Origin of the sequence: Corynebacterium massiliense DSM 45435, assembly GCF_028609805.1 — a bacterium.
GTDB classification, from domain to species: domain Bacteria; phylum Actinomycetota; class Actinomycetes; order Mycobacteriales; family Mycobacteriaceae; genus Corynebacterium; species Corynebacterium massiliense.
Map to the genome: position 1 here is coordinate 1,326,490 of NZ_CP063189.1, position 23,297 is coordinate 1,349,786.

The 23,297-nt window shown below is 64.9% G+C and carries 25 protein-coding genes; 11 read left to right on the forward strand and 14 right to left on the reverse strand.

The window, feature by feature from the left end; all coding sequences use genetic code 11:
• Positions 1-12 precede the first annotated feature (12 nt).
• Both nrdR and CMASS_RS06255 read right to left on the reverse strand, forming a co-directional pair.
• Positions 13-471 (reverse strand): transcriptional regulator NrdR, encoded by a 459-nt coding sequence (gene nrdR, locus CMASS_RS06250; protein WP_022862154.1) that lies wholly within the window; start codon positions 469-471, stop codon positions 13-15.
• A 94-nt stretch (positions 472-565) separates the two neighbouring features.
• Entirely contained in the window at positions 566-796 is a 231-nt protein-coding gene (locus CMASS_RS06255; RefSeq protein ID WP_022862155.1) for a hypothetical protein, read from the reverse strand.
• Between the two features lie 408 nt (positions 797-1,204).
• On the opposite strand from CMASS_RS06255, the gene lexA reads away from it, so the two are divergent.
• The gene (gene lexA / locus CMASS_RS06260) at positions 1,205-1,924 is read left to right on the forward strand and encodes a transcriptional repressor LexA (RefSeq protein WP_027018476.1); all 720 of its coding nucleotides are present in this window, start codon (positions 1,205-1,207) and stop codon (positions 1,922-1,924) included.
• Between the two features lie 3 nt (positions 1,925-1,927).
• Positions 1,928-2,746: a DeoR/GlpR family DNA-binding transcription regulator gene (locus CMASS_RS06265; protein ID WP_022862157.1), complete on the forward strand. Its 819-nt coding sequence runs from the start codon at positions 1,928-1,930 to the stop codon at positions 2,744-2,746.
• Here CMASS_RS06265 and ptsP read toward each other — a convergent pair.
• Entirely contained in the window at positions 2,743-4,434 is a 1,692-nt protein-coding gene (gene ptsP, locus CMASS_RS06270) for a phosphoenolpyruvate--protein phosphotransferase (RefSeq protein ID WP_022862158.1), read from the reverse strand. The genes CMASS_RS06265 and ptsP overlap by 4 nt on opposite strands.
• 167 nt (positions 4,435-4,601) lie before the next feature.
• Here ptsP and CMASS_RS06275 point away from each other — a divergent pair, with 167 nt between their 5' ends.
• Positions 4,602-5,603, forward strand: coding sequence for a 1-phosphofructokinase family hexose kinase (locus tag CMASS_RS06275; RefSeq protein WP_022862159.1), 1,002 nt, complete (start codon positions 4,602-4,604; stop codon positions 5,601-5,603).
• A 101-nt stretch (positions 5,604-5,704) separates the two neighbouring features.
• Positions 5,705-5,971 carry an HPr family phosphocarrier protein gene (locus CMASS_RS06280; protein ID WP_022862160.1) on the forward strand — a complete coding sequence of 89 codons (267 nt, stop codon included), beginning with the start codon at positions 5,705-5,707 and terminating at the stop codon, positions 5,969-5,971.
• Positions 5,972-6,041: 70 nt separating this feature from the next.
• On the opposite strand, the gene CMASS_RS06285 is transcribed toward CMASS_RS06280, so the two are convergent.
• Both CMASS_RS06285 and hflX read right to left on the reverse strand, forming a co-directional pair.
• Positions 6,042-7,334, reverse strand: coding sequence for a uracil-xanthine permease family protein (locus CMASS_RS06285; RefSeq protein WP_027018477.1), 1,293 nt, complete (start codon positions 7,332-7,334; stop codon positions 6,042-6,044).
• 107 nt (positions 7,335-7,441) lie between these two features.
• Complete coding sequence (gene hflX, locus CMASS_RS06290; RefSeq protein ID WP_022862162.1) at positions 7,442-8,947, reverse strand: GTPase HflX; 1,506 nt, start codon at positions 8,945-8,947, stop codon at positions 7,442-7,444.
• 108 nt (positions 8,948-9,055) lie between these two features.
• Here hflX and CMASS_RS06295 point away from each other — a divergent pair, with 108 nt between their 5' ends.
• Positions 9,056-9,838 (forward strand): hypothetical protein, encoded by a 783-nt coding sequence (locus CMASS_RS06295; protein ID WP_022862163.1) that lies wholly within the window; start codon positions 9,056-9,058, stop codon positions 9,836-9,838.
• Between the two features lie 80 nt (positions 9,839-9,918).
• Positions 9,919-10,446 carry a hypothetical protein gene (locus CMASS_RS06300; RefSeq protein WP_022862164.1) on the forward strand — a complete coding sequence of 176 codons (528 nt, stop codon included), beginning with the start codon at positions 9,919-9,921 and terminating at the stop codon, positions 10,444-10,446.
• Here the strand turns inward: CMASS_RS06300 and dapF are convergent.
• Genes dapF through CMASS_RS06315 form a run of 3 tightly spaced genes read right to left on the reverse strand, consistent with a single transcriptional unit; the run spans position 10,426 to position 12,954 of the window.
• Positions 10,426-11,289, reverse strand: coding sequence for a diaminopimelate epimerase (dapF, locus tag CMASS_RS06305; RefSeq protein WP_022862165.1), 864 nt, complete (start codon positions 11,287-11,289; stop codon positions 10,426-10,428). The two genes, CMASS_RS06300 and dapF, sit on opposite strands and share 21 nt — an antisense overlap.
• A gap of 10 nt (positions 11,290-11,299) precedes the next feature.
• Complete coding sequence (gene miaA / locus CMASS_RS06310) at positions 11,300-12,232, reverse strand: tRNA (adenosine(37)-N6)-dimethylallyltransferase MiaA (RefSeq protein ID WP_022862166.1); 933 nt, start codon at positions 12,230-12,232, stop codon at positions 11,300-11,302.
• Complete coding sequence (locus CMASS_RS06315) at positions 12,232-12,954, reverse strand: hypothetical protein (protein ID WP_022862167.1); 723 nt, start codon at positions 12,952-12,954, stop codon at positions 12,232-12,234. The genes miaA and CMASS_RS06315 overlap by 1 nt, the downstream gene beginning before the upstream one ends.
• Before the next feature lie 189 nt (positions 12,955-13,143).
• Here CMASS_RS06315 and CMASS_RS06320 point away from each other — a divergent pair, with 189 nt between their 5' ends.
• Positions 13,144-14,535: a DUF349 domain-containing protein gene (locus CMASS_RS06320; protein ID WP_084684305.1), complete on the forward strand. Its 1,392-nt coding sequence runs from the start codon at positions 13,144-13,146 to the stop codon at positions 14,533-14,535.
• Between the two features lie 130 nt (positions 14,536-14,665).
• Positions 14,666-15,793, forward strand: a complete 1,128-nt coding sequence (locus CMASS_RS06325) for a GNAT family acetyltransferase (protein WP_156831746.1) — start codon at positions 14,666-14,668, stop codon at positions 15,791-15,793.
• 39 nt (positions 15,794-15,832) lie between these two features.
• Here the strand turns inward: CMASS_RS06325 and CMASS_RS06330 are convergent, their stop codons facing one another.
• The 5 genes from CMASS_RS06330 to CMASS_RS06350 all read right to left on the reverse strand — a co-directional run bounded on the left by CMASS_RS06330 (position 15,833) and on the right by CMASS_RS06350 (position 20,224).
• Positions 15,833-16,441, reverse strand: coding sequence for an Rv2732c family membrane protein (locus CMASS_RS06330; RefSeq protein ID WP_033399377.1), 609 nt, complete (start codon positions 16,439-16,441; stop codon positions 15,833-15,835).
• 2 nt (positions 16,442-16,443) lie between these two features.
• Entirely contained in the window at positions 16,444-18,000 is a 1,557-nt protein-coding gene (gene miaB, locus CMASS_RS06335; protein ID WP_084684307.1) for a tRNA (N6-isopentenyl adenosine(37)-C2)-methylthiotransferase MiaB, read from the reverse strand.
• Positions 18,001-18,064: 64 nt separating this feature from the next.
• On the reverse strand, positions 18,065-18,673 hold the full coding sequence (gene recX, locus CMASS_RS06340) for a recombination regulator RecX (RefSeq protein WP_022862172.1): 609 nt from the start codon (positions 18,671-18,673) through the stop codon (positions 18,065-18,067).
• 10 nt (positions 18,674-18,683) lie between these two features.
• Positions 18,684-19,838 carry a recombinase RecA gene (gene recA / locus CMASS_RS06345; RefSeq protein WP_022862173.1) on the reverse strand — a complete coding sequence of 385 codons (1,155 nt, stop codon included), beginning with the start codon at positions 19,836-19,838 and terminating at the stop codon, positions 18,684-18,686.
• A 170-nt stretch (positions 19,839-20,008) separates the two neighbouring features.
• Complete coding sequence (locus CMASS_RS06350; RefSeq protein ID WP_022862174.1) at positions 20,009-20,224, reverse strand: DUF3046 domain-containing protein; 216 nt, start codon at positions 20,222-20,224, stop codon at positions 20,009-20,011.
• 103 nt (positions 20,225-20,327) lie between these two features.
• Here CMASS_RS06350 and CMASS_RS06355 point away from each other — a divergent pair, with 103 nt between their 5' ends.
• Genes CMASS_RS06355 through CMASS_RS06365 form a run of 3 tightly spaced genes read left to right on the forward strand, consistent with a single transcriptional unit; the run spans position 20,328 to position 22,289 of the window.
• The gene (locus CMASS_RS06355) at positions 20,328-20,933 is read left to right on the forward strand and encodes a biotin transporter BioY (RefSeq protein ID WP_027018479.1); all 606 of its coding nucleotides are present in this window, start codon (positions 20,328-20,330) and stop codon (positions 20,931-20,933) included.
• A 2-nt stretch (positions 20,934-20,935) separates the two neighbouring features.
• Complete coding sequence (locus tag CMASS_RS06360) at positions 20,936-21,631, forward strand: energy-coupling factor ABC transporter ATP-binding protein (RefSeq protein WP_022862176.1); 696 nt, start codon at positions 20,936-20,938, stop codon at positions 21,629-21,631.
• Positions 21,632-21,668: 37 nt separating this feature from the next.
• On the forward strand, positions 21,669-22,289 hold the full coding sequence (locus tag CMASS_RS06365; protein WP_027018480.1) for an energy-coupling factor transporter transmembrane component T family protein: 621 nt from the start codon (positions 21,669-21,671) through the stop codon (positions 22,287-22,289).
• 9 nt (positions 22,290-22,298) lie between these two features.
• On the opposite strand, the gene CMASS_RS06370 is transcribed toward CMASS_RS06365, so the two are convergent.
• Positions 22,299-23,180 carry a PspA/IM30 family protein gene (locus CMASS_RS06370; RefSeq protein WP_022862178.1) on the reverse strand — a complete coding sequence of 294 codons (882 nt, stop codon included), beginning with the start codon at positions 23,178-23,180 and terminating at the stop codon, positions 22,299-22,301.
• Positions 23,181-23,297 lie beyond the last annotated feature (117 nt).

A 23,297-nucleotide genomic window follows, 5' to 3' on the forward strand; every position in this document is an offset into this window, starting at 1 on the left:
CGGTGGTAGCGGCTAGTAGTCGTCGCGGTCGCGGCGCCGCATGAGGCGGATCTCCGACTCGAAGTCGTCGGCACTTTCAAAGGACTTGTAGACGGAGGCGAAGCGCAGGTAGGCCACCTCGTCGAGGTGGCGGAGTGGTTCGAGGACCGCTAGACCGATTTCGTTGGCCGCCACCTGGGAGCTGCCGTGGCCGCGTACCGTTTCTTCTACTTCTTGGGCCAGTCGCTTGAGAGCGTCATCGCTGACATCTCGACCCTGGCAAGCGCGCCGTACGCCGCGGATGAGCTTGTCGCGGCTGAACGGCTCCGCCAGGCCATTGCGCTTGACTACCAAGAGGACTGCCTTTTCGACGGTGGTAAAACGGCCGCTACAGGCCGAGCATTCGCGGCGACGGCGGATAGAAGTTCCCTGTTCGACAACTCGCGAATCGATGACGCGCGACTGCGCATTGTGGCAAAAGGGACAGTACACCGCGGGGTCGTTCCTTCCGATTGAGACGACAGGACTACCGCGTAGTGTACTGCCCGAACGTGGCTTCGTTCTATTTGTTCAACACTGCGGTCTACTACCTAGCGACCTGCACCGACGCCGGCTGAACGGACGCGGTGGTAGCACTAGCCGCAGCCCCGTAAGACCCACCGACCGCGGCATCCGAGACCGTGTCAGTGCCGGTAAAGCCGGCGATAAGAGTGCCGATAAACACTGCGGTACCGAACACAGCACCGAGCGCTACGTTGCGGCCGCGCCCGCCCTCTTCCCGGGCAGCATTTTCCGGCGATGCGTTCGATTGGGACACCGCGGGGCGCGCTTCGGTGCCTAAGCGAGAAGGGCCTAAAGTGCGCATGTTATGCCCCGCGTAAAAGTTTTCGGGGTGCCCGTTGCGCCTTCCTACTTCGGCCCCGGGATCCCACACCGCGGCCGCAGGCACTGTAGTGGCCTGGAAGGACGAGGAGTAGCGAGAGGTAGCGGGATTTTTTACTGCGAAGACCATGTTCATTCCTTTCGTTCGACAGCCTCACCGTAGAAAGCGCAGTGGACACAGCACCGGGAGCGTCGATGAAGTGTTCGATTTAGCTGACGTGTTCGATTTATAGCACGCCGGTCACACACTGTCTAGAAACACGCCCACATTTGTCGAACATGTGTCTAGTCCGTGCTACAACTAGAAGCACAGAACGCACCGACAGCAAAGGACTCACGACTCATGGGCCGTAAACCAGCCGGGGGCAAACCCGATATCTCTTCTCTGTCCGCCCGCCAGCGACGGATTTTGGAAGTCATCAATGACGCCGTGTTGCTGCGCGGTTACCCGCCAAGCATTCGCGAGATCGGTGATGCTGCGGGACTGCAGTCCACTTCTTCCGTCGCCTACCAGCTCAACCAGCTGCAGGAGAAAGGCTTTTTGCGCCGCGACCCGAACAAGCCACGCGCGGTCGATGTGCGTCACTTCGAATCTGAATCCTCAACGCGGGGTGGCGGGAAGAAGTCCAAGGCGAAGGATGCCTCCACCACCGACGCCGCGGAGTCGGTAATCCCTGAAGACGCCGGCAAGGTCAACTACATCCCCGTCGTCGGGCGCATTGCGGCCGGCACACCGATTACGGCGGAAGAAAATATCGATTCCTACTACCCGATGCCGGACGAGTTGGTGGGCAACGGCGATCTATACATGCTCCAGGTCGTCGGCGACTCCATGCGGGACGCCGGCATTCTTAACGGCGACTGGGTCATCGTCCGCTCGCAGTCGGTGGCCGAAGAGGGCGAATTCGTCGCCGCGCTGTTGGACGACGAGGCTACGGTCAAGGAATTCCACCGGGATTCCAGCGGGGTGTGGTTGCTCCCCCACAACGACGCGTACGCGCCCATTCAGGGCGACGATGCCCAGATTATGGGCAAGGTCGTCTCTGTCTTCCGCAAGCTGTAGCGCATGTACGCCGAAGAGCGACGCAGACAGATTGCCTCGATGACCGCCGTCGAAGAGCGCGTCAACGTCACCGAGCTCGCCTACCACTTCGCGGTCACCGCGGAGACGATCCGGCGAGACCTGGCGGTATTGGACCGCGAGGGCTTGGTCAACCGCGTTCACGGCGGCGCCGTGGCGGCTCAAACATTTCAGACCACGGAGCTTTCCCTCGACGCGCGTTTGCGCTCGGCGCCGGGAGCTAAGTCCGCCATCGCGCGTGCCGCCGCGGATTTTCTCCCCAGTCGCGGCGGCAGCGTCTTTCTTGACGCGGGTACGACCACCAACGCGCTCGCCGACCTCATCGCCCAGCGGCGGGAGCCCGACGATCTATCCATCGTCTCCAACAGCTTGCCCATCTGTCTGGCGCTCGCGCGGCACGACGTAAAAAACGTGCAGCTGCTGGGCGGCCGGGTGCGTGCTATCACCCAAGCCGTTGTGGGAAGCACAGCCCTGCGCACCCTCGCCCTGATGCGAGCCGATGTCGCCTTCGTCGGTACTAATGCCCTGACCATCGATCACGGCCTATCGACGGCGGACGCCAAAGAGGCCGCTATCAAGTCGACGTTTATCACCAACTCGAACAAGGTCGTCGTCTTGTGCGACTCGTCGAAGCTGGGCAACGACTATCTGGTTAGTTTCGGCTCCATCTCGGACATCGACGTCGTCGTCACCGATGCAGACGCTCCCGCCCACTACCTCAACCAATTGCGCGAGCGGGACGTCACCGTCGTTGTCGCGCAACCGGACGGCGAGGCACCGGGAGCTGAGACGTCGGGAGCTTAGGCTTCGCCGAGGATCGTCCGCACAGCCGCGCGGGCTGCCTGCGGATCATCGGCGTGAATGGCCGCGGCGGCCATGTCGCGGCATTGCTCCAGGGTGACATCGGCAAGCTGGGCTCCGACGCTGGCCACCGCCGACGATGCCGCGGACAGCGAGTTCACGCCAAGCCCCGTCAGAACGCAGGCAAGCAGCGGATCGGCTGCCGCCTCACCGCACACGCCCACCGCGATGGAGTTTTTCTGCCCCATCGTGCAGGTGTGCTCAATGAGGCGAAGAACGGCCGGCTGCCACGGATCAGTGAGATACGCCAGCTGCGGCGACAGGCGATCCGCGGCCATCGTGTACTGCGTGAGATCGTTCGTGCCGATGGAGACGAAGTCCAAGTGCGGCATGATGGTATCCGCCATGAGCGCGGCGGCGGGGACCTCGATCATCGCGCCCGGGATGAGCCCCCGCTCGCGGCACAGGCCCGCGAACCACTTCGCCTCGCCCGCCGTTGCGACCATCGGCGCCATGACCCAGGTGGGCGCGTCTTCCCCACGCTCCGCCGCGGCCACCGCAATGGCATCCAGCTGACGGGTGAGCAGCGACTCATTATTGCGGGCCACGCGCAGGCCGCGCACGCCAAGGGCAGGGTTTTCCTCCGCGTCGAGGGTGGCGTAGCTGATCGGCTTGTCCGAGCCCGCGTCCAAGGTGCGCACGACTACCTTCTGATCGCCGAGCGCCTCGAAGACCTTGGCGTAGACCGCCGCCTGTTCCTCGACGGACGGTTCTTCGCTCGCAGACAGGAACGACAGCTCGGTGCGGTACAGACCGATGCCTTCCGCCTGGGACTGCGCAGCAATCCGGGCGGCGTTGCCGTCCGCAACATTCGCCAGGAGCTGCACGCGGTGCCCGTCCGCGGTGTGTGCAGGGCCTTCCCATCGCGCGATACGCTCGGCGCGTTCCTGGTACTCCGCAACGGCGGCCGCGGCCTGGTCCGGCTCCGCTGCACGGTCGACCGCCCCGGTAGAGCCGTCAACGAAGAGGCGCTCGCCGGTCGGGATCTCGCGCAGCACCGCGCCGGTGGCTACCACGCACGGGATACCCAGCTGGCGGGCGATGATGGCCGTGTGGCTTGTCGGGCCACCCAGCTCGGTGACCAAAGCCTTGATGTGCGCGGTATCGAGCGTTGCGGTATCCGCCGGCGCGAGATCGTCGGCGCACAAAACCGCTTCACCGGCGACGTACGGAAGGCCGGGTTCTTCCTCCCCACGCAACTCCGCGATGGTTCTATCGCGCACGTCTTTTAAGTCCGTGGTGCGCTCGGCCATGACCCCGCCCGCGGCGTTAAACATGGTTACGAACTTCTCCGTGGCGGCCACAACGGCGTATTCGGCTGGGTGGCCGGATTTAATGTTGCGGCGCACTGCCTTGTGCCAGCCGCGATCTTTGACCATCTTCGCCGTGGCAGTCAGCACTTCCGCGGTGTTTCCGTCAACGGAATCCGCGCGCTCGCTTAAGCGCTGAGCCACCACTTCGGCGGCGGCAACGAAGCGTTCGAATTCTACGTCTTTTGCATCATCGGCAATCGTCTCGCCCGCCTGCGGCAGCTCGGGCCGGGGGCGCACCCACACCGCGTCGGCGTACGCAACACCGGCGACAACGCCCGTTCCTTTGATTAGTTCTGCCGCGTCCTTTTCTTCGCTCATACTCAGCACTATCCCTTCGCTGGGCGCTCAATCGCCACCTCTAGCCGCCTTCCTGTGCCTAGGAACGGCGCGAAAAGTAGGTTGTTGAGCGCATGGATAACCACAAAGAATGCATCTAGATTAAAGGCCTTTGACAATTAGGCACAACCGGGAAACAATCGGGGCAAATGCCTGGTTTAATTCTTACCCTCACGCCGAATCCCAGTATCGACGCGACCATCGCGCTCAACGAGCGCCTACTTCACGGTGCCGTCAATCGCGCCGCGCACGTGACGCAGGTGGCCGGTGGCAAGGGATTGAACGTGAGCCTCGCAGCGCAGCTCGCGGAGCATCCGACGGCGGCCATCGTGCCCGCGCGTGACGATGACCCGTTTATCCGCCTCGCCTCCCGCACCGGCATCGCCTGCCACCGGGTCCCCATCACCCCGCTGTGCCGCGTGAACACCACCGTCAACGAACCAGGTGGGAAGACGACGAAGCTCAACGGCCCCGGGCCCGCGTTGAGCGCGGAAGAAAAGCAGGCTATCGAAGACGAACTTGCACAGCGTGCCCCCGCGGCCGACTGGATCGTGCTCGGCGGCTCCCTGCCCGGCGGCGTGCCGGTCGACTGGTATTGCCGTCTGGTGCAGGTCGCACGCGCCGCCAATCCCACCGCCCAGATCGCGGTGGACACCTCGGAAGATCCGCTGTGTGAAATCGTGCGCGATCTGCCGGCGAGTGCTCCCGATTTGGTGAAGCCGAACGCGCACGAACTCGCGCAGATTCCGTCCGAATTCCGCACCGGTAGCTCCGCGAATGCCACGGGCGACGAGCTCGAGGCTCAGGCCGCGCAGGGCGATTGCTCCGGAATTATCAGCGCAGCCCGCGTCCTGACCGCCCGTGGGGTCGGTCGCCTCCTGGTCACCTTGGGCAGTGCCGGCGCGGTACTGGTGACTGACGATGCCGCGTGGTCCGCTACCCCGCCGCCCATCGATAAGGTGGCCTCCACCGTGGGGGCTGGCGATGTCACGCTGGCCGGGTTCATCCTGGCCGAAAGCGCCGGGGCTTCGCCCGCCGAGGCGCTCCGTCAGGCCGTTGCATACGGAAGCGCTGCGGTCACTCTCCCCGGTTCGGAGCTCCCCGCGCCCGGCGATGTCGATATCGCCGGCACGCAGGTGCGCGAGCTGTAAAACCACGCCTGCCTCTCCCGGGCACAGCTGGGAAACAGAAGGCCGTACACTAGGGAGGCAGTTAAATCCGAACAGACCCTTTGTACGAAAGGAATGTGGTTATGGCTTCGAAGACCGTCAAGGTTGGTTCCTCTGTGGGCCTGCACGCTCGCCCGGCTTCCATCATCGCCGACGCCGCCGCCGAGTACGATGATGACATTTTCCTTAACCTGGTCGGCGAAGAAGACGACGACGAAACCGATGCGGCCTCCTCGCTGATGATCATGGCTCTGGGCGCCGAGCAGGGCGACGAGGTGACCGTCACCTCCGACAACGCCGAGGCCGTGGAGAAGATCGCCGGGCTTATCGAGCAGGATCTCGACGCGTAAAATCCGCCAACCGCCCCGCGAGGTTTGCCTGCGCGGGGCGGTTGTCCTGTACGAAGGGCCGGGCAGCGATCTACTTTGCTGCTTGGCCCTCTCCCATTGTGTTGTAGAGCCACGTCATCAGCGGGTAGAGCACAATGATGCCGACCGAACCCCACGCAATTCCTTCGAGCTCAATGCCGAAGACGGTGAGGGTGAGGTTGCCGATGCCCGCGATGAGCGCGACCGCGGCGCACGTCAGATTGACCGGGTGGTTGAAGTTGACCTTCCCGTCCATCCAGATGCGCACGCCGAGCATGCCGATAAGGCCGTAGAGCACGATGGTCGCACCACCCAGCACGCCGGTGGGAATGGTGAAGATAAGCGCGCCAAACTTCGGAATGAAGGCGAGCACAATAGCGGTCAGCGCAGCCACCCAATACGCCGCGGTCGAGTACACGCGGGTCGCCGCCATCACGCCGATGTTTTCGGCATAGGTGGTCGTCGCGGAGCCACCGAAGCCGCCGGCAAGGGTGGTAGACAGGCCATCGGCAAGCAGGGCGTTGCCCGCCTCATCGTCGAGGTTGCGGCCGGTCATCTCGGAGACAGCCTTGACGTGCCCGATATTTTCGGCCACGAGGACGACGAGGACCGGCAGGGCCACGGCGATAGCGGAGGCGTGGAACTCCGGCGCATGGAACTGCGGAAGGCCGATCCACGCCGCCTCCCGGATGGTCTCCCCCGCGTCCGGCGCGAGGTTCCCGGTCAGCGCGGCGAAAATCCAGCCGATCACCACCCCGATGAGGATGCCCAATCGGGAGACCATCCCGCGCCCGCCGATGGTAGCCAGCAAAATCCCGGCCAAGGTGACGGTCGCGACAAGTGGCTGCGACTTGAAGTTCTCAGTGGCGCTGGGCGCTAGGTTCAGCCCGATGAGGGCGACGATTGCGCCGGTCACCGCCGGCGGCATCACGGCGTCGATAACGCGCCGGCCCGCGGCCTTTACCACCAAGCCCAACAGCGCGAGCGCCACGCCGGTCACCAGCACGGATCCCGCCTGGGCGCCGATGCCGTACTGCTGGCTGGCGGTCAACGGCGCGATGAACGCGAAGGAAGACCCCAGGTAAGACGGCAGCTTGTTGCGCGTAATGAGCAGGAAGAGCATCGTGCCCACGCCGGAAAACAACAGCGTGGTGTTGACGGGAAAACCGGTCAGCGTGGGGACGAGCAGCGTCGCGCCGAACATGGCGACCACGTGCTGCATGCCGATACCGATTGTGCGTGGCCACGACAAACGCTCCTCCGGCGCAACGACCGCGCCCGGGGAAATATCTCGTCCGTTGCCGTGGAGGGACCAACCAAGAGTTCGCGATTTCGTGTTACTCACGAACCTTTACTATAACGCCCACGGCCCCGGACTCCCGATTCGATCGTGACGGGACGGGCGGGCAGTAAGCGGCCGTCACGCTGGCAGAGCGCCTTAGGGAGCGGCTTTTAGTCGGCGACGGAAAATTCCGCCAATTCGCGCGCTACCAGCGACGGCACCCGGGCATCTAGGTACGTGCCGTCGGTGCGGTACTCCTCCGCCAGCACCGTCCCGTGAGTATGGACGCGGGAGACCGCGTCACCCCGGGTGTATGGGATGAGGAGGTGAACGTGCTCGTCTAAGGAATTGAGGAAGTACTCGATCCGGCTCGACAGCTCATCAATGGCCTCCCCCGTTTTCGCCGAGACGAACACCGCGTTGTCGCTGCCCAAAGCATGGCGCAGTTCGGCGATGACGAGATCGTCCGCCTGGTCGAGCTTATTGATCACCAAAATCTCCGGCGGGACGTTTGCGCCGTTTTCTTCAGCGATGTCCGAGATGACCTTGTTTACCGCCTTGATCTGCTTGAGCGGGAACGGGTCGGAGCCATCCACCACATGCAGGACGAGATCGGCGCCGAGGACCTCTTCGAGCGTCGACTTAAAAGCCTCGACCAGCTGGGTGGGAAGATGTCGTACGAACCCGACCGTGTCCGTGAAGACGACCTCGCGGCCGTCGGACAACGCCGCGCGTCGCGTCGTCGGGTCCAGGGTGGCAAACAGCGCGTCCTCAACGAGCACGCCGGCGTCAGTGATCGCGTTGAGCAGCGAGGATTTGCCCGCATTCGTGTAGCCCGCGATAGCGATCTGGGGCGTGACAGAGTTCTGGCGGCGGGAACGCTTGACCTCACGGGCCGTTTTCATCCCGCGCAGCTGCGCGCGCAGGCGTGCCATTTCGGAGCGGATGTGGCGGCGGTCGGACTCGATCTTCGTCTCACCCGGGCCACGCAGGCCCACGCCGCCGTTCGAGCCGGCACGGCCGCCGGCCTGACGCGACAGCGTGTCACCCCAACCGCGCGTGTGGGTATAGAGGTATTCCAGCTGCGCGAGGCTCACCTGCGCCTTGCCCTCCTTGGACTTCGCGTGCTGGGCGAAGATATCCAAAATGAGCATTGTGCGGTCGATGACCTTGATGTTCAGCGCCCGCTCCAGCGCGGTGAGCTGGCCGGGGTTGAGCTCGCCGTCGCAGACGACCGTATCCGCACCGGTGGCGGCGACGATCGTGCGCAGCTCGTCGACCTTGCCGGAGCCGATGTACGTGCCTGGGTCTGGCCGATCGCGCTTTTGGTAAATCATCTCCACCACATCGGCACCAGCGGTCTCCGCCAGCGCGGCGAGCTCCGCCATCGCCGCTTCGATTTCCGCGGCGGTGCCTTCGGTCCACACGCCGACCAAGACGATCTGCTCGAGGCGCAGCTTGCGGTACTCCACCTCGTACACGTCCGTGGTGTCTTGGGCGCGCATCGTGGTGTTGACGCGCCGGAAGGAGTCGCGCTCTTCCAGGTCGAGCTCACCGCGCGTGGGCGCGGACGTCAGATCCGCGTCAGTCGGTTCCGGCTGCGGTTCGTTGTGGCGAAACGCCTCCGCCAAAAGCTTGTCGCGCGCTGCGGCGTCGGTATCAAAATCTTTGGCCATATTGCGCCTTATTCTTCCACGCCGCCACGGCGGATCCCAATTGTTTTTCAGGTATGGCCTTTGGTAACAATTCGGCACACCCGGCAGCAGGTTATAGGATTGTGGGCCATGACCACCTCTTCGACGGGCAGCGAATCCAACGTTCGCGAAAATCAGGAACTTGCCGCCCTGGGTATGGCCTTCCCACGCTGGCAAGACGCGGTGGAAGCCGCCATCGGCACGCAACGCTTGGCAGTCACCGGCGAGGTACGCGGCGGCCAACTGATTCAGTACAGCGACCCGTCCGGCGCGCAGCTGAACATCCTGGCCGTCGAGCCCTACGCGACGTTTGTCGGCTTTGCCGCCCAAACATCCGCCTTCGGCCACGTCACGATGCTCAACGATGTCCTCGCGCTCATCGACATCGTCGACCCCTACGGCGAGACGGTCACCTCCGCCACCGCCAACCTGGCGCAGGGCCCGCTCCTTGTCGATGAAGACACGCAGCAGTGGCAGCAGGTGGGGCTTACCGCGCTTGGACTCGAGGTTGCGGAGGCCGACCCCAACACCGCAGAGAGCGAGCCTGACCTCTTCCGTTCCGCCGGCGCGGAGATCGTCGCGGCAGGATCCGGCGCGCAGACGCCAACGCCGGCCGTGGAATTTTCCGGCCGCGTCATGGAGGCCGAGTGGCAGGACAATGCCCTGACTGGCCAGCGTTTCATGCACGTTATGGTGGACGGCAAGGTTCCTTTCGACCTGTGCCTGCCGGAGTCTTTCGGTGCCCTGCCGGCACAGGGCACCGTATTGACTGGGCGCGCCCTGCTGACCGCCTCCATCGTCGCCCCTGGCGGCGGTTGCGGAAGCGGCGGCGGTGGTTGCGGCTGCGGAAGCTGTGGCTGCGGCGGGCACTAGCTATCCCACCGCTCGAATCCTGACACGGCCCCACACCCACACCACACAGACCATCAGACCGGCGCACGAGGAGGTTAGCAATGCCCCGCCCATGGCCCGATTCGGCCCGCGGCCGTCTCACGCTCGGCATCGCTTTCGTGTGCGTGGCTGCCGTCGTATTGATCTGGCTGCTCAAGCTGCCCGGCTTCCTGCTCGCCACCGCGCTGACCGTCGCCATCTTGTCGATGGTCCGCTCCCGCCCGAACGCCTCCGAGCACACCGCGCTGCGCTCCTCGATCCAACTGTCGGCCGAAGACATTTCGGACGTGCTCAACGAGTACAAGCACTTCCTCACCTCGTCCGATGCCGAGGCGCTGGCGGATCGCACCCTGAACCGCCCGGCTCTTGCGGACAAGGATTGCACCCACCCCGACATCAGCGGGTTTTTCTACCAGTGTTCGGCCGCGCAGCGCTTTTTGAACCGGCTCGACGCGCGCCTGGCCAAAGATCTTGAGACCGCGGAGCTGGAAAATCTGCTGGCGGTGACCGACCAGCGCGCCAGCAAGCTAACGGACGCGTGGATCCTGGCGCGCCGCGCGGCCTACCAGCTAGGAAGCGACTACTCCTAGCGTCTTCCCAGTCGCCACGATTGCGGAAGGTCCCGTCAACCGCGAGCCGTCCTCGAGAATCTCCACGGCAACCTCGCCGCCGGGGACGGTGACGCGGACTTCACCGGTGCCCTGTTCTGCATCGGCAAGCGCGGCCGCGGCCGCCGCGATGGTCCCGGTGCCGCACGACATGGTCTCGCCCGACCCGCGCTCGTACACGCGCATCGACACCGCGCCGTCGCGCAGCGGGGTGACAATCTCCACGTTCACGCCGGTGGGGAAAAAGTCCGCGTCGAATTCGGGCTGGACCAACTCCCAGCTGTCGAGCTCATCCGGCGTAAGGCCCGGGATGACCGCCGCGAGGTGCGGGTTTCCCACGTCCACGCCGAGACCCGCGAATGCCCGGCCGGCCATACGTGCCTGGGAGATGCCGAGCATTTTTGGCTCCCCCATTTCCACGGTGACCTGTGCGCGGGCGTCGTCGAACTCGCTAACAGTGACCTTACGGGCACCGGCGCGCGTGCCGATGACGAACGTGTCGGCTTCTTCCAGCCCGCGGGAGCGCACCCAGTGGGCGAAGACGCGCGCGCCATTGCCGCACATCTCCGCAAGCGAACCGTCCGCGTTGCGGTAATCCATAAACCACGTGTCGCGCTCGATGCCCGCGCCGAGGCCAGCGGCGTCTAACTCACCGGCATCAACCAGCGCGCCGGTGCGCGCAACGCGCAGCACACCGTCGCCGCCGATGCCGCCGCGCCGGTCGCACAGAGTGGAGACGACCTCGGCGGTCAGATCCAGCTGCGCGTTCTCATCGGGGATGATGACGAAGTCGTTGTGGGTTCCGTGCCCTTTCGCAAAATCCATGGTCGCTATCTTAGGTGTTCCACCCGACACGCCGGAGCACCTCGAGCGCCTCCGGCAGCGGCCCGTGCTCGCTCGCCGCGTCCAGCCAGTGGATGCGCTTGTCCCTGCGGAACCAGGAACGCTGGCGGCGCACGTAGCGCCGAGTGCCGATGATGGTCTGTTCCACAGCCTCGGCCTCGCTGAGCTCACCCGCCAGAAGCTGCAGCGTTTGGGCGTAGCCGATGGCACGTCCGGCCGTGGAATCTGCGCGCAGGCCCGCACGCTGAAGGCGCGCGGTCTCCTCCACCAGTCCGGCGTTGAACATCAAGTGCGTGCGCTTCTCGATGCGCGGGTGGATCCAGCCCGGCTCCGTCTGGAGGCCGAGGAGCACAGTCCCCCACCGCGGGGCGGCATTTTTGGGCGGTTGACTGGCCTGAAACGGCTTCCCGGTGAGCTCGATGACCTCGAGGGCGCGCACGGTCCGGCGCGGGTCGTTGTCCTCGATAACCGCCGCGGCCCGCGGGTCCACCTCGGCGAGCTGCGCGTGCAGGGCCTGCGGGCCTATCTCGTCTTGCAGGCGCGCGTACTTGGCGCGCACCGCGGGGTCGGTGGGTGGGAACTGCCAGTCATCGACAAGCGCCTGCACGTACATCATGGACCCGCCGACCAGGATCGGGGTCTTGCCGCGGCGGCGGATGTCGTCCACGTCGGCGACCGCATCGCGCTGGTAACGCGCGACCGAGGCGGTGTCGGTCACGTCCCACACGTCGAGCTGGTGGTGCGGGATCCCCTCCCTCTCGTCGGGGGTGAGTTTGGCCGTGCCGATGTCCATACCGCGGTAGAGCTGCATGGAATCGACGTTGACCACTTCTCCGTCGAAACGGTGCGCCAGCTCCAAGCCGAGCGCGGACTTGCCGGACGCAGTGGGCCCGACCACCGCAATCGGGGTAGGTGCCTCGTGCATTAATTCACCTCCAAACCGAGAATTTCCCAGCGCGCCACGTAGCGCGCCACGCCGAGAGAGCTATCCGCCCGCACCAGCTCCGCGCGTGGCGAGGTATCTGCCATCACCTGGCGCAGCTCTTCCCACACACCGGCCTCGTCCACGCCGCGGGCGCGGAGCCAGTCCGCGGTCTGGGACGCCTCGCCGGGACACCCTTCCCCGGTGGGGCACGCATCCCCGCCGGGGCCTGCCCCGTCGCTGGGCGGGAGGGACGAGGCACCTGCCAGAAGCGCCTGGCACCACTTGTCGGCCTCCTCGGCCCCGGGGACCGCGGCGAGAGGGGCTTTCTTGCCGATGCCCGCGCTTCCGTCGGCCGCCACCACCACGACGGCATCCTTGGGTAGCTGACCATCCCCGCACACCTCGCTCAGGGTGGCGCAGGTTTCCCGCACCGGGCAGGTCACGCCCGCGCGCTGCAGCAGATAGCGCTGGACGAGCTCGGGCAGAAAGTTGCCGCTACCGACCGTCACGTCTGGCGCTCCCCACGCCCGAAAAGACCCTGTGTGCGCGGTACGCCAGCGGGCGACGCGGGAACCGACGAGGTAGATACCCGACGCATGAGCGCACGCCCGCCGCACTTCCCCCACCGCGGCAGCGGCTAGCTCGTGCGACGGTGCATGCGCGGGTGCGAGCTCACGGACCAAGGCCGGGCTCGCCGGGACGATAACTATCTGCGTACTCACTGCGACTTATCGTAACCGCCGCCCAGGCGGTGCCGACATACGCTCCCCTAGGCACGCAGCTCATCGCCACGGTTTCGCGCACGGTAGCGGGCGGTGCGCGGTACAGTATGTGGGCAGACAAAAAGCGCAGGAGCACTGCGTTCTCGGCAGCCGTGTCGCGCGGCACAACGTGGAAGGGTGGTTTTCGCCATGACCTCGTCTCCCAACTCCAACGACCAGGCCCACAAGGCGCCGAAGCCTGGGGCTCCCAAGCCCGGGGGTCCTAAGCCAGGGGTTCCTAAGCCAGGAGTGCCTAAACCCAGCGCAGTGGCTCCCAAAGCCGCGCCGGCGCGTACACCGGTGACGGTGGGCGACATCCCCGCTAACGACCCGGGCAAGTGGGGCCGAATCGCAGACGATGGCACTGTCTACGTCAAGACCGCGGAGGGCGAGCGTTCCATCGGCAACTGGCAGGCGGGTACCCCGGAGGAGGGCCTGCGCCACTTCGGTGCGAAGTACGACAACCTCTCGACGGAAATCGAGCTGCTGGAAGCGCGCCTGCGCGCCAACCCCCAGGACTCGGAGCGGATCAAGTCCGCGGCCGCGCAGCTGCGCGACGAACTTCCCACCGCCGCGGTCATCGGTGACATCGCAGCCTTGGACCGCCGCCTGCAGACCATCATCGACCATTCGGAAGAAACCCGCGAACAGGTCCAGGCCGACCGCGCGGAGCGCCGCGAGCAGGCTATCGCCCAGAAGGAAAAGCTCGCTGCTGAGGCCGAGGACATCGCGGAAAACTCCACCGAGTGGAAGGCGGCCGGCGACCGGATCCGCGCCATCCTGGACGAATGGAAGCAGATCAAGGGCATCGACCGCACCACCGACAACGCCTTGTGGAAGCGCTACTCCCGCGCCCGGGATTCGTTCAAGCGCCGGCGCGGCGCGCACTTCGCGGAGCTTGACCGCAACCGCGCGGCAGCGCGCGAGAAGAAGGAAGAGCTCATCACGCGCGCCGAGGCGATCCAGGACAGCACCGACTGGGGTGCCACCGCCCGCGCCTACCGCGATTTGATGCAGGAGTGGAAGAAGGCCGGCCGCGCCCCGCGCGAGGTGGATCAGAAGCTCTGGGAGCGTTTCCGCGCCGCCCAGGATCACTTCTTCGCCGCCCGCGACGCAGAAAACGCCGAGCGCGATAAGGAATTCGCCAACAACGCGCGCGCCAAGGACGCGCTCATTGCGGAATACGACTCGCAGATCGACCCGGCGAAGTCGCTGCCGACCGCCAAGCAAAAGCTGCGCGAACTGCAGGAAAAGTGGGATGACATCGGCTTCGTCCCGCGCGGCCAGATCCGCGAATACGAAGAAAAGATCGCCGCTGTGGAAAAGCGGGTCGCCAACGCCGAAGAGTCCGAGTGGCGCCGCACCGATCCGGAGGCGCACGCCCGCGTCCAGCAGTTTGCCGATAAGGTCAATGACCTCCAGGCCCAAGCTGATGCGGCCGCTGCCAAGGGCAACGAGAAGAAGGCGGCCGCACTGCGCGACCAGGCCGCCCAGTGGGAGCAGTGGGCACAAACCGCCGCCGCAGCAGTTGATGACCAGTAGCCCCTCCCCCGCGCCTGCGGGGTTCCGCTTGGTGCAATTCGCCCCGCCACCCCAGTCCCCGCCGGCCGCGCGGGCGGGTGGGGCCGCGTCCGACTGTGAGCCAAGCGATGCCATCCGGACGTTCGTTTTCATGTCGAACCTTGCGGCGCAGGAGGCGACCGGGGATGAGGCCGCCTCCGTGACGGCGTCGCGCGTACTCACGCGGCTGAAAGGCTCAAACGAGTCGCGCGTCTTGCTGTTTGGGCTCGTGCGTGACGCGGATTGCCCGGGCCCGCTCCCCGTGGGCGAAGTGGGTGAATTCGGTGCCCCGCTGTTGCCGTCGGTGGAGCTTGCGGCAGGATCCCCACACAACGCGGAAGGCTCGGCCTATGCTGAACCCGAATACGCGGCGTTTATCCACCTTGCGCTGCCGCTTTTAGAGGAACGCGACACCGCCGAAATTGACCTCGTCTTCGACGCCGGTTACCTCCCCGTGCCAGGCGAAGACTTCGATGCCGCCGGCCGAGATGTCGCCGAGGCGGCCCTCATAACCGCAGAGCAATTAGCACTGGCCTGTGGTAGGCACCTGTTCCACATCGGCACGCAGCGGCGCGCCGCCGGGGAGGAAACGAACAGCGATTCCCCGGAGTTCTGTCCCGATCCGGTGGGCCAGATCGTCGAGCGGCGCGGCTACACGGCGCGGCTGAGCGACGTGCAGGTGGAAATTAACGTGCCGGATAACCCACCGGTACCTCTTCTGCCCCGCGGCATGGAGTGTGTGACGTGGCAGGACTACGCCATTCCAGACGAGTACGTCCCCGGAGTCTTGGAGCTTCTCACCGTGGTGTCTACCGATGCGGACTTCGGCGGCTTGACCGTAGAACCCATCAACTGGACGCGGGAGCGGCTCGCGGCGGCGCGCGCCCGGTTACAGGATCGGCGGGCCCACACCCTGCTGACAGCCCTCATCCGCGACGGAGAAATTGTGAGCATGACCGAGTTGGCGCGCCACGAGGCGGCAGACCCGGCTGTGGCGGAATGGACGCTGACGGTGACGGCACGGGGGCATCGTCACGCAGGGCTGGCACGCACGGCTAAAACTGCCGCACTTGCGCGGATGGCAGAGTATTGGCCGCGGGTGCGGCGGACGTATGCCTCGCACTCTGCCGGCGACCCGGCGATGCGGGCCCTCGACCGGCACTTGGGCGCGCGGGACTTAAGCATGGCGCGCACGTGGGAAAAAGACGTCTCCGGTCGCGCCGCCCAGCTTTCCCGCTAGGCTTCCCCCGCTAGGCTGCGCCCGCTAGGTTTCGTTGCGCTACCGCTCGGTCGAGCGGCGCTCCGCCTCGCGGGCCTTGGCGCGCCGGTCATCGACGAGCAGTGGGTTATCTTCCTGCTGCTTGGCGGCACTCGCCGAATTCTGCAGCTGGCCCACGGCATCCAGCTGGCCGGCCTGAGCGCGCGCATGCTGCTCCGCCTCGCGCTGCGCGGGGCTGCGGCGCAAGGCAACGAAGCTGTAGGCGAAAGTGGCCAGGAACGCCGAGACCAGGCCGCACACGAACCCGATCTGGACGTTAAACTCGCTCGAACCGCGCAGCCACAGAATGAACAGGCAGTTAGCGGCGGCAACCGTCACCATCATCCAGGCGATAAGACCCGGGGTGGCGCGGCGGGTGAGCACGGTAAGTGTGGTCAGCACGCCCACACCGACGGTGAGCAAGATGGAAAAGATCATGTCGAACGGGGTGCGCTCGATCCCGATGTCGCCGGTGTGGAAGACGACCTGGAAGCCGGGCTGCCCGCCCGCGTACGGGAAGACGAGGAACCCCAGGAAAGCGACGACGGACACCCACAGGGTGGCCTTTTGCCCGCCGAGTTCCATCGTGCGGGCAACGTCGCGCTCTCTGCGTGCAGCTGAGTCCACCATGACTACTCCCCTCCGGCGGCGCTGCAGCACCCGGTATTTGCGGTTTCCGCGCTCGCCTGCGCCGGCGCGCCAATAGACGGCATGCCCAACCCGACGCCGATGGGCGCGGTGGTCGGCGTCTGTCCGCTCTCGGACATGTCTCCCGCCTTGGTCCGGCGGTGCTCGGTGATCCCGCCGTCCGCGATGAGAAAGAAGGAACCCGCGTCGGTCACCTTCGTGTGGACGACGTCACCCGGCCGCAGCTCGGCGCTGATGTCGCGCCCGGAGCCGTCGACCGGAGCGAAGTGGACGAGACGCCCGTCGCGGGCCCGGCCGCTGCGACGATTGGTCTCGTCATTCTTGCGGCCGCCGGTCGCCTGGACGATGAGCTCGACGTCGGTACCGATGAGCTCGGCATTGAGCTCGCCCGAGATGCGGTCCTGGAGTGCCACGAGCCGCTCGAAGCGATCCTGGACCACGTCTTTCGGAATCTGGCCTTCCATTGCCGCCGCCGGCGTACCGGGCCGCGGTGAGTACTGGAAGGTAAACGCGGAGGTAAACCGGGCCTTTTCCACCACATCAAGGGTGGCCTGGAAGTCCTCCTCGGTTTCGCCGGGGAAGCCAACGATGATGTCGGTGGTAATCGACGCGTTGGGGATCTTCTCCCGCACCTCGTCGAGGATGCGCAGGAACTTCTTCGTGCGGTAGGACCGCCGCATATCTTTGAGCACCTTGTCCGATCCCGACTGCAACGGCATGTGCAGCTGCGGGCACACCGCGGGCACCTCGGCCATCGCGTCAATCACGTCGGAGGTAAATTCCGCCGGGTGCGGCGAGGTGAAGCGCAGGCGCTCCAGTCCCTCGATGTTGCCGCAGGCGCGCAGGAGTTTAGAGAAAGCGAACCGGTCGCGCGGAAGCTCCGGATCGGCGAAGTGAACGCCGTAGGAGTTCACGTTCTGCCCCAGCAAGGTCACTTCGGAAACACCCTGGTCGACCAAGGCCTGCACCTCCGCGAGGATGTCGCCGGGGCGCCGATCCTGCTCTTTGCCGCGCAGCGACGGCACGATGCAGAACGTGCAGGTGTTGTTACAGCCGACCGAGATGGACACCCAACCGGAGTACGCCGACTCGCGCTTGGCGGGAAGCACCGAAGGGAAATCCTCGAGCGCGTCGACGATCTCTACTTGCGCCTCGTCATTGTGGCGGGCGCGTTCCAAAAGTACCGGCAGCGCCGACATGTTGTGGGTGCCAAAGACCGCGTCGACCCACGGGGCATTGTCGAGCACCGTGTCTTTGTCCTTCTGGGCGAGGCATCCGCCCACGGCGATCTGCATGCCGGGGTGGCGCGCCTTGGTCTTCTTCAGCTGGCCGAGGGTGCCATACAGGCGCTTGTCGGCGTTTTCCCTCACGGCGCAGGTGTTGAAGACGATAAGGTCGGGCTCTTGATCGCCGGCCGCGGTATATCCGGCGCTTTCCAAAAGCCCCGAGATGCGCTCGGAATCGTGCACGTTCATCTGGCACCCGAAGGTACGAACTTCGTAGGTGCGCGGCTGGGTCGTCTGAGTTGTCACGGGGTGCATTTTAACGATGCCTCCCGCCAACTCCTAAAACTCGGCCGGTACGCAACAGGCGGGCCCGCCCACCCTATTCCGCTGCGTCTCCGGCCAGTTCTGCGCAGCGCGAATCCAGAGCATCGATCGCGATGCGCAGCGCCATCCCCTCTGGGAACCCACGGCGCGCGAGCACCCCGACGATGCGCCGAAGCGCCTTATCCCTCTCCGGGCCGCGCTCCGGCACGGACTTGACGCTCCGAGCCTTTTTCGCGGCAAGTTGGCGCGCAATGGTTTCCTCGTCGGACTCATCGATCTGCTCTAGGGCCTCCTGGCGGTCCACGTCGGCAACGCCTTTGCGCTGCAGCTCCATATCCAAAACTCTCGCAGACTTGCCGCGCCGGGCGTGGCGTTGGCGGACCCATTCGGTGGCAAAACGAGCGTCATCGATAAGCCCCGCGTTGACCAGATCATCCAAGACGGCGACCACGGTCGCCTCGGGGAACTCTGCATCCACAAGACGTTGGTGGAGCTCGTGGCGGGAACGATCCCGCTGGTCGAGAAGGCGCAGGGCCCGTTCGCGGACCTTGGATTTCGCCTTCTCTTCCTCGCGGTCCACCAGCGGCTCACCGGCCTCCCCGGCCGCATAATCCGCCAACGCCTGACGCAGGCGCTCAATCTTTTCCGGATCGGGTTGTGCCATCTAGGTCGAGTTAGTCCTCGTCGTCGAAGTCGACGTTGGGCACCAGGTCGACGGACTCGTCGGACAGCTCGTCGTTGCCGGCCTTATCGGACACGCCCGGCACGTCGGCACCGTTGCCGTCGCCGCTTTCGGAGTTCTTCTGCACCCCGATGCCCAGCTTTTCGAAGATCTTCTGCTCGATCTCGTTGGCCACATCCGGGTTGTCCTTGAGGAACTGACGGGCCTTCTCCTTGCCCTGGCCGAGCTGATCACCGTCGTAGGTAAACCACGAGCCTGACTTCTTCACAAACCCGTTTTCCACGCCCAAGTCAATGATGGACGACTCGCGCGAGATACCTTCGCCGTACATGATGTCGAACTCGGCGATCTTGAACGGCGGGGAGACCTTGTTCTTCACGATCTTCATCTTGGTGCGGTTACCGATCGCATCCTGCCCGTCCTTCAGGGTCTGGATACGACGGATATCGCACCGCACGGAGGCGTAGAACTTCAGCGCCTTACCGCCGGTGGTGGTCTCCGGGGAGCCGAACATGACGCCGATCTTCTCGCGCAGCTGGTTAATAAAGATCGCGGTAGTACCGGCCTGGTACAGAGCACCGGTCATCTTGCGCAAGGCCTGCGACATCAGGCGGGCCTGGAGGCCGACGTGGCTGTCACCCATCTCGCCTTCGATTTCCGCCTTCGGGGTCAGTGCCGCTACCGAGTCCACAACGATGATGTCGATGGCGCCGGAGCGCACGAGCATGTCGGCGATTTCCAGCGCCTGCTCACCAGTGTCCGGCTGGGACACCAGGAGGTTGTCGGTGTCCACGCCCAGCAGCCGGGCATACTCGGGATCGAGGGCGTGCTCGGCATCGACAAACGCGGCGATGCCACCCTCCTTCTGGGCCTCCGCGATGGCGTGCAGGGCCACGGTGGTCTTACCGGACGACTCCGGTCCGTAAATCTCCACCACGCGTCCGCGCGGAAAACCGCCGATGCCCAGCGCGACGTCGATGGCGGTATTACCGGAGGAAATAGCCTTAATCGGCGGGCGGTTGTCATCGCCTAAGCGCATGACCGCGCCTTTGCCATAATCCTTTTCGATCATGGCCATCGCGGCATCGAGCGCCTTCTTCTTATCGTCGCCCGCGTTCTTGGACTGCGACTTTTTCTTCGTTGCCATACATTCTCCCGTTAATTGTGCAGGTTCTGCCGGTGAATAAACCCGTTGCCTACTTAGACTCCCGAGCCCGGCGCTTGGTTCCACCGAGAACCATAAAGCCACCGTCGGACATCACCGCGACAACTATACACGTACACCTGTTCGATAACCGTGCGACACCCGCCGCACGCCTATTTTCCCGGGTAGTCGACCCCTAGGCGCCGCTCCGGCGGCACGTCGAAATCCTCGCACAAACCCCACCAGATCTGGCGCGGGTCCACTCCCCGCTCGATCAGTTCGTCCGGGGTTCCTCCCAGATCAGCCAGAACGTGCGAGTGCGAGATCCACGACCCTTGACGGTCGCCGAATTCATCTGCAACCAACTGGCGATACTCCGCTAAACGCATGGCCCGCATCCTACTAGGCCCGTCCAATCGACCCATCGTTGAACGACGTTCAAAATGACGTCGAAGCTGGGGTTTCTTGTACTTTGTGCTACTGTTTCCCACCATGCGAAATCGTTCCGTCGCGGCAGACATCGCCTACGTCGCCGTCTTCACCGCGCTTGTCATTGTCCTCGCGTTCTTTACCATTCCCGTCGGTTCTGCCGGCGTGCCCATCGTGTTGCAGAATGCCGCCGTCATCCTCGCCGGCCTGGTACTCGGCGGCAAGCGTGGCCTGTACGTCGGCCTTCTCTTTATCGCCCTCGGTCTCATCGGCCTACCCGTTCTTGCCGGCGGAAGCTCCGTGTTGGCGAAGTGGCCTGGGCCGACCATCGGCTACCTCGTCGGCTACATCGTCTCCCCCGCCATCGCCGGCCTCATCGCGTACCGCGCACCCCGCCGCAACAAGGGCGGCATGACGGCCGTCTTATTGCTCGCCGCTTTCGCCGGTCTGGCAATCCAGTATGTCCTGGGCGCCGCCGGGTTGATGGTTCGCTCGGATCTGTCCTTGGGCGCAGCCGCGGCCGCGCAAGTGCCGTTCCTTATCCCCGACTCCGTAAAGATGGTGGCCATCTCCTTGATCGCCGCTGCCGTCCACACCGCTTTCCCCGACCTGCGCCCGCGCCCCAACCAACGCGCGCACAAAGACGCGGCGCTCCGGGTCACGAAGTAGCCGTGCCGACCATCAAGTTTTCCCACGTCGATGTCCACTTCGACGACGCTGAGATTCTGCGCGACATCACCCTCACCCTTTCCGAGCACCGCATCGGCATCATCGGCGCGAACGGCGGCGGAAAATCGACCCTCACCCGGCTCATCAACGGCCTGGGTGAGCCGACCTCCGGATCGGTTACCGTCGACGGGCTCGAAGTCAGTACCCACGGCAAGAAGGTCCGCCAGCGCGTCGGCTTCGTGTTTTCGGATGCGGAAAACCAGATTGTCATGCCGAACGTGCGTGACGATGTCGCCTTCTCGCTGCGGCAGCGAAAAGACTTAAGCAAGCAGGAACGCGCCGCGCGTGTCGATGCCGCCCTGGAGCGCTTCGGCTTAGCCGACCACGCCACCCAATCTCCGCACACTTTGTCCGGCGGGCAAAAGCAGCTCCTCGCTCTCGCCGCTGTTTTAGTGATGGAACCGGACATCCTCATTGCGGACGAGCCCACCACGCTGCTTGACCTGCGCAACCGCGACCGGATCCACAAAGAGTTTGCCCGCCTCGACCAGCAGCTCATCGTGGTCACCCACGACTTAGAATTCCTCCGCGATTTCGATCGCGTCATCTGCATCGACAATCACCGGATCGCCGCCGACGGTACGCCCAGTGACGTCATCGATTTCTACGTCGACCTCATGCGAACGGGCGGGAACTAGCCCCGGAAGGGACAGCCACCCCAGTAGGAAGGAGAAGATCGTGCGCGTTCACTCGGTCCCGCTCGGCGTCTACGTGGACAACGACACCCCCATTCACCGGGCGCCGGCGGGTATGAAAATGCTCGCCCTCTTCGTCTTTGTCCTCGGTGCAACCATTGCCGTGCACACCGTGCCATGGGCGGTAACCACGTTCGCTGCACCGTGCCTGGGCTATCTCATAGCGCGTATTCCGTGGCGCATCGCGTGGCAACAGCTCTGGCCGCCGCTCATCTTCCTCGTCCCGCTCACCGCGTTCCAGTGGTGGCAGCTGAGCGGCGAGCGCGCCCTCGTAATGTTCCTGACCATTTACGCGGGGCTCATTGCCGCCACCCTGGTCACGCTCACCACTCAGGTCGCCGCAATGATGGAGGCACTCGAGCGCGCGCTGTCGCCCCTGAGCCGCATCGGGGTGCGCACCGACCTGATCAGCTTGACCATGTCCATGACCATCCGCCTCATTCCCCTCATGCTCGGCACGGTCAATGAGGTCCTGGATGCACGAAAAGCCCGCGGGGCGGGCTTTTCTCTGCGCGCTTTTGGCACGCCGATTATCGTGCGCTCTATTCGCCGCGCGCGGGCGATGGCGGAAGCCCTGCAGGCACGCGGCGTGGGCGACTAACTGTGCGCGTTACTCGCCGCGCAGCTCCCGCAGGCGGGCCTGCACCGCATCGTTAGCGGCCGCGTTACCCGGCTGGGCAGCCTGGTGCGCGGAACCGGACTGGCCAGCCTCGATAGCGTTGTTCGAGTTGCCGGCCTGGCCGGCGCCGACCTGACGCGCGGACGCGCTGTTGCCCTGGTTCATTTCCGCACGGATCTGCTCCAGGCGGGAGTGGCCGGCCATCTGGATGCCGGCCTGCTGGACCTCGTACATGCGACCCTCGACGGAATCCTCTGCCAGCTCTGCCTGCCCCAGGGCGCGGGAGTAGCGGCGCTCGATCTTCTCGCGCACGTTGTCCAGCGACGGCGTCGAGCCGTTGGTCAGCTCGTTCATGCTCGACAGCGAGTCAGAGACCTTCTCCTGCATCTTTGCCTGCTCGAGCTGGCTGAGCAGCTTGGAGCGCTCGTTGACCTTCTCGCGCAGGGCCGCTGCGTTGCGCTCCACGGCCTGCTTGGCCTGCTCGGCCTGCTGCAGCGCCTGGTCGTGCATCTTCTTGGTGTCTTCCACAGATTCCTCTGCGGTGACCAGCTGTGCTGCGAATGCCTCCGCCGCGTTTTCGTATTCGGTGGCCTTCGCCTCGTCGCCCTCGGCGCGTGCCTTGTCCGCAAGCTGCAACGCCTGCCGGGTATTCCCCTGCAGCTTTTCCACCTCGCCCAGGCGGCGGTTGAGCTGCATCTCTAGCTGGCGCTGATTGCCGATGACGGCCGCTGCCTGCTGGGACAGCTCCTGGTGCTGCCGCTGCGCCTCGTCGATAGCCTGCTCAATCTGTACCTTCGGGTCAGCGTTTTCTTCGATCTTGTTATCGAAGGCCGCCATGAGGTAGTTCCACAGTTTCGAAAAGGGGTTAGCCATAGTGGTCGGTGCGCCTTCCTAGGTCAGTTGAACAGAAAGTTTAAAAATGCATATTCATGCTAGCGGACTGCACTACACCGCGTGCCGCACGCGGGCAACAAAGTGCCGCCGAATGAA

Coding starts and splice junctions, on each gene's coding strand:
- lexA (WP_027018476.1), top strand. CDS start 1,205: ATGGGCCGTAAACCAGCCGGGGGCAAACCCGATATCTCTTCTCTGTCC.
- CMASS_RS06265 (WP_022862157.1), top strand. CDS start 1,928: ATGTACGCCGAAGAGCGACGCAGACAGATTGCCTCGATGACCGCCGTC.
- ptsP (WP_022862158.1), bottom strand. CDS start 4,434: ATGAGCGAAGAAAAGGACGCGGCAGAACTAATCAAAGGAACGGGCGTT.
- CMASS_RS06275 (WP_022862159.1), top strand. CDS start 4,602: ATGCCTGGTTTAATTCTTACCCTCACGCCGAATCCCAGTATCGACGCG.
- CMASS_RS06280 (WP_022862160.1), top strand. CDS start 5,705: ATGGCTTCGAAGACCGTCAAGGTTGGTTCCTCTGTGGGCCTGCACGCT.
- hflX (WP_022862162.1), bottom strand. CDS start 8,947: ATGGCCAAAGATTTTGATACCGACGCCGCAGCGCGCGACAAGCTTTTG.
- CMASS_RS06295 (WP_022862163.1), top strand. CDS start 9,056: ATGACCACCTCTTCGACGGGCAGCGAATCCAACGTTCGCGAAAATCAG.
- CMASS_RS06300 (WP_022862164.1), top strand. CDS start 9,919: ATGCCCCGCCCATGGCCCGATTCGGCCCGCGGCCGTCTCACGCTCGGC.
- dapF (WP_022862165.1), bottom strand. CDS start 11,289: ATGGATTTTGCGAAAGGGCACGGAACCCACAACGACTTCGTCATCATC.
- miaA (WP_022862166.1), bottom strand. CDS start 12,232: ATGCACGAGGCACCTACCCCGATTGCGGTGGTCGGGCCCACTGCGTCC.
- CMASS_RS06320 (WP_084684305.1), top strand. CDS start 13,144: ATGACCTCGTCTCCCAACTCCAACGACCAGGCCCACAAGGCGCCGAAG.
- CMASS_RS06325 (WP_156831746.1), top strand. CDS start 14,666: ATGTCGAACCTTGCGGCGCAGGAGGCGACCGGGGATGAGGCCGCCTCC.
- CMASS_RS06330 (WP_033399377.1), bottom strand. CDS start 16,441: ATGGTGGACTCAGCTGCACGCAGAGAGCGCGACGTTGCCCGCACGATG.
- miaB (WP_084684307.1), bottom strand. CDS start 18,000: ATGCACCCCGTGACAACTCAGACGACCCAGCCGCGCACCTACGAAGTT.
- recX (WP_022862172.1), bottom strand. CDS start 18,673: ATGGCACAACCCGATCCGGAAAAGATTGAGCGCCTGCGTCAGGCGTTG.
- recA (WP_022862173.1), bottom strand. CDS start 19,838: ATGGCAACGAAGAAAAAGTCGCAGTCCAAGAACGCGGGCGACGATAAG.
- CMASS_RS06350 (WP_022862174.1), bottom strand. CDS start 20,224: ATGCGTTTAGCGGAGTATCGCCAGTTGGTTGCAGATGAATTCGGCGAC.
- CMASS_RS06355 (WP_027018479.1), top strand. CDS start 20,328: ATGCGAAATCGTTCCGTCGCGGCAGACATCGCCTACGTCGCCGTCTTC.
- CMASS_RS06370 (WP_022862178.1), bottom strand. CDS start 23,180: ATGGCTAACCCCTTTTCGAAACTGTGGAACTACCTCATGGCGGCCTTC.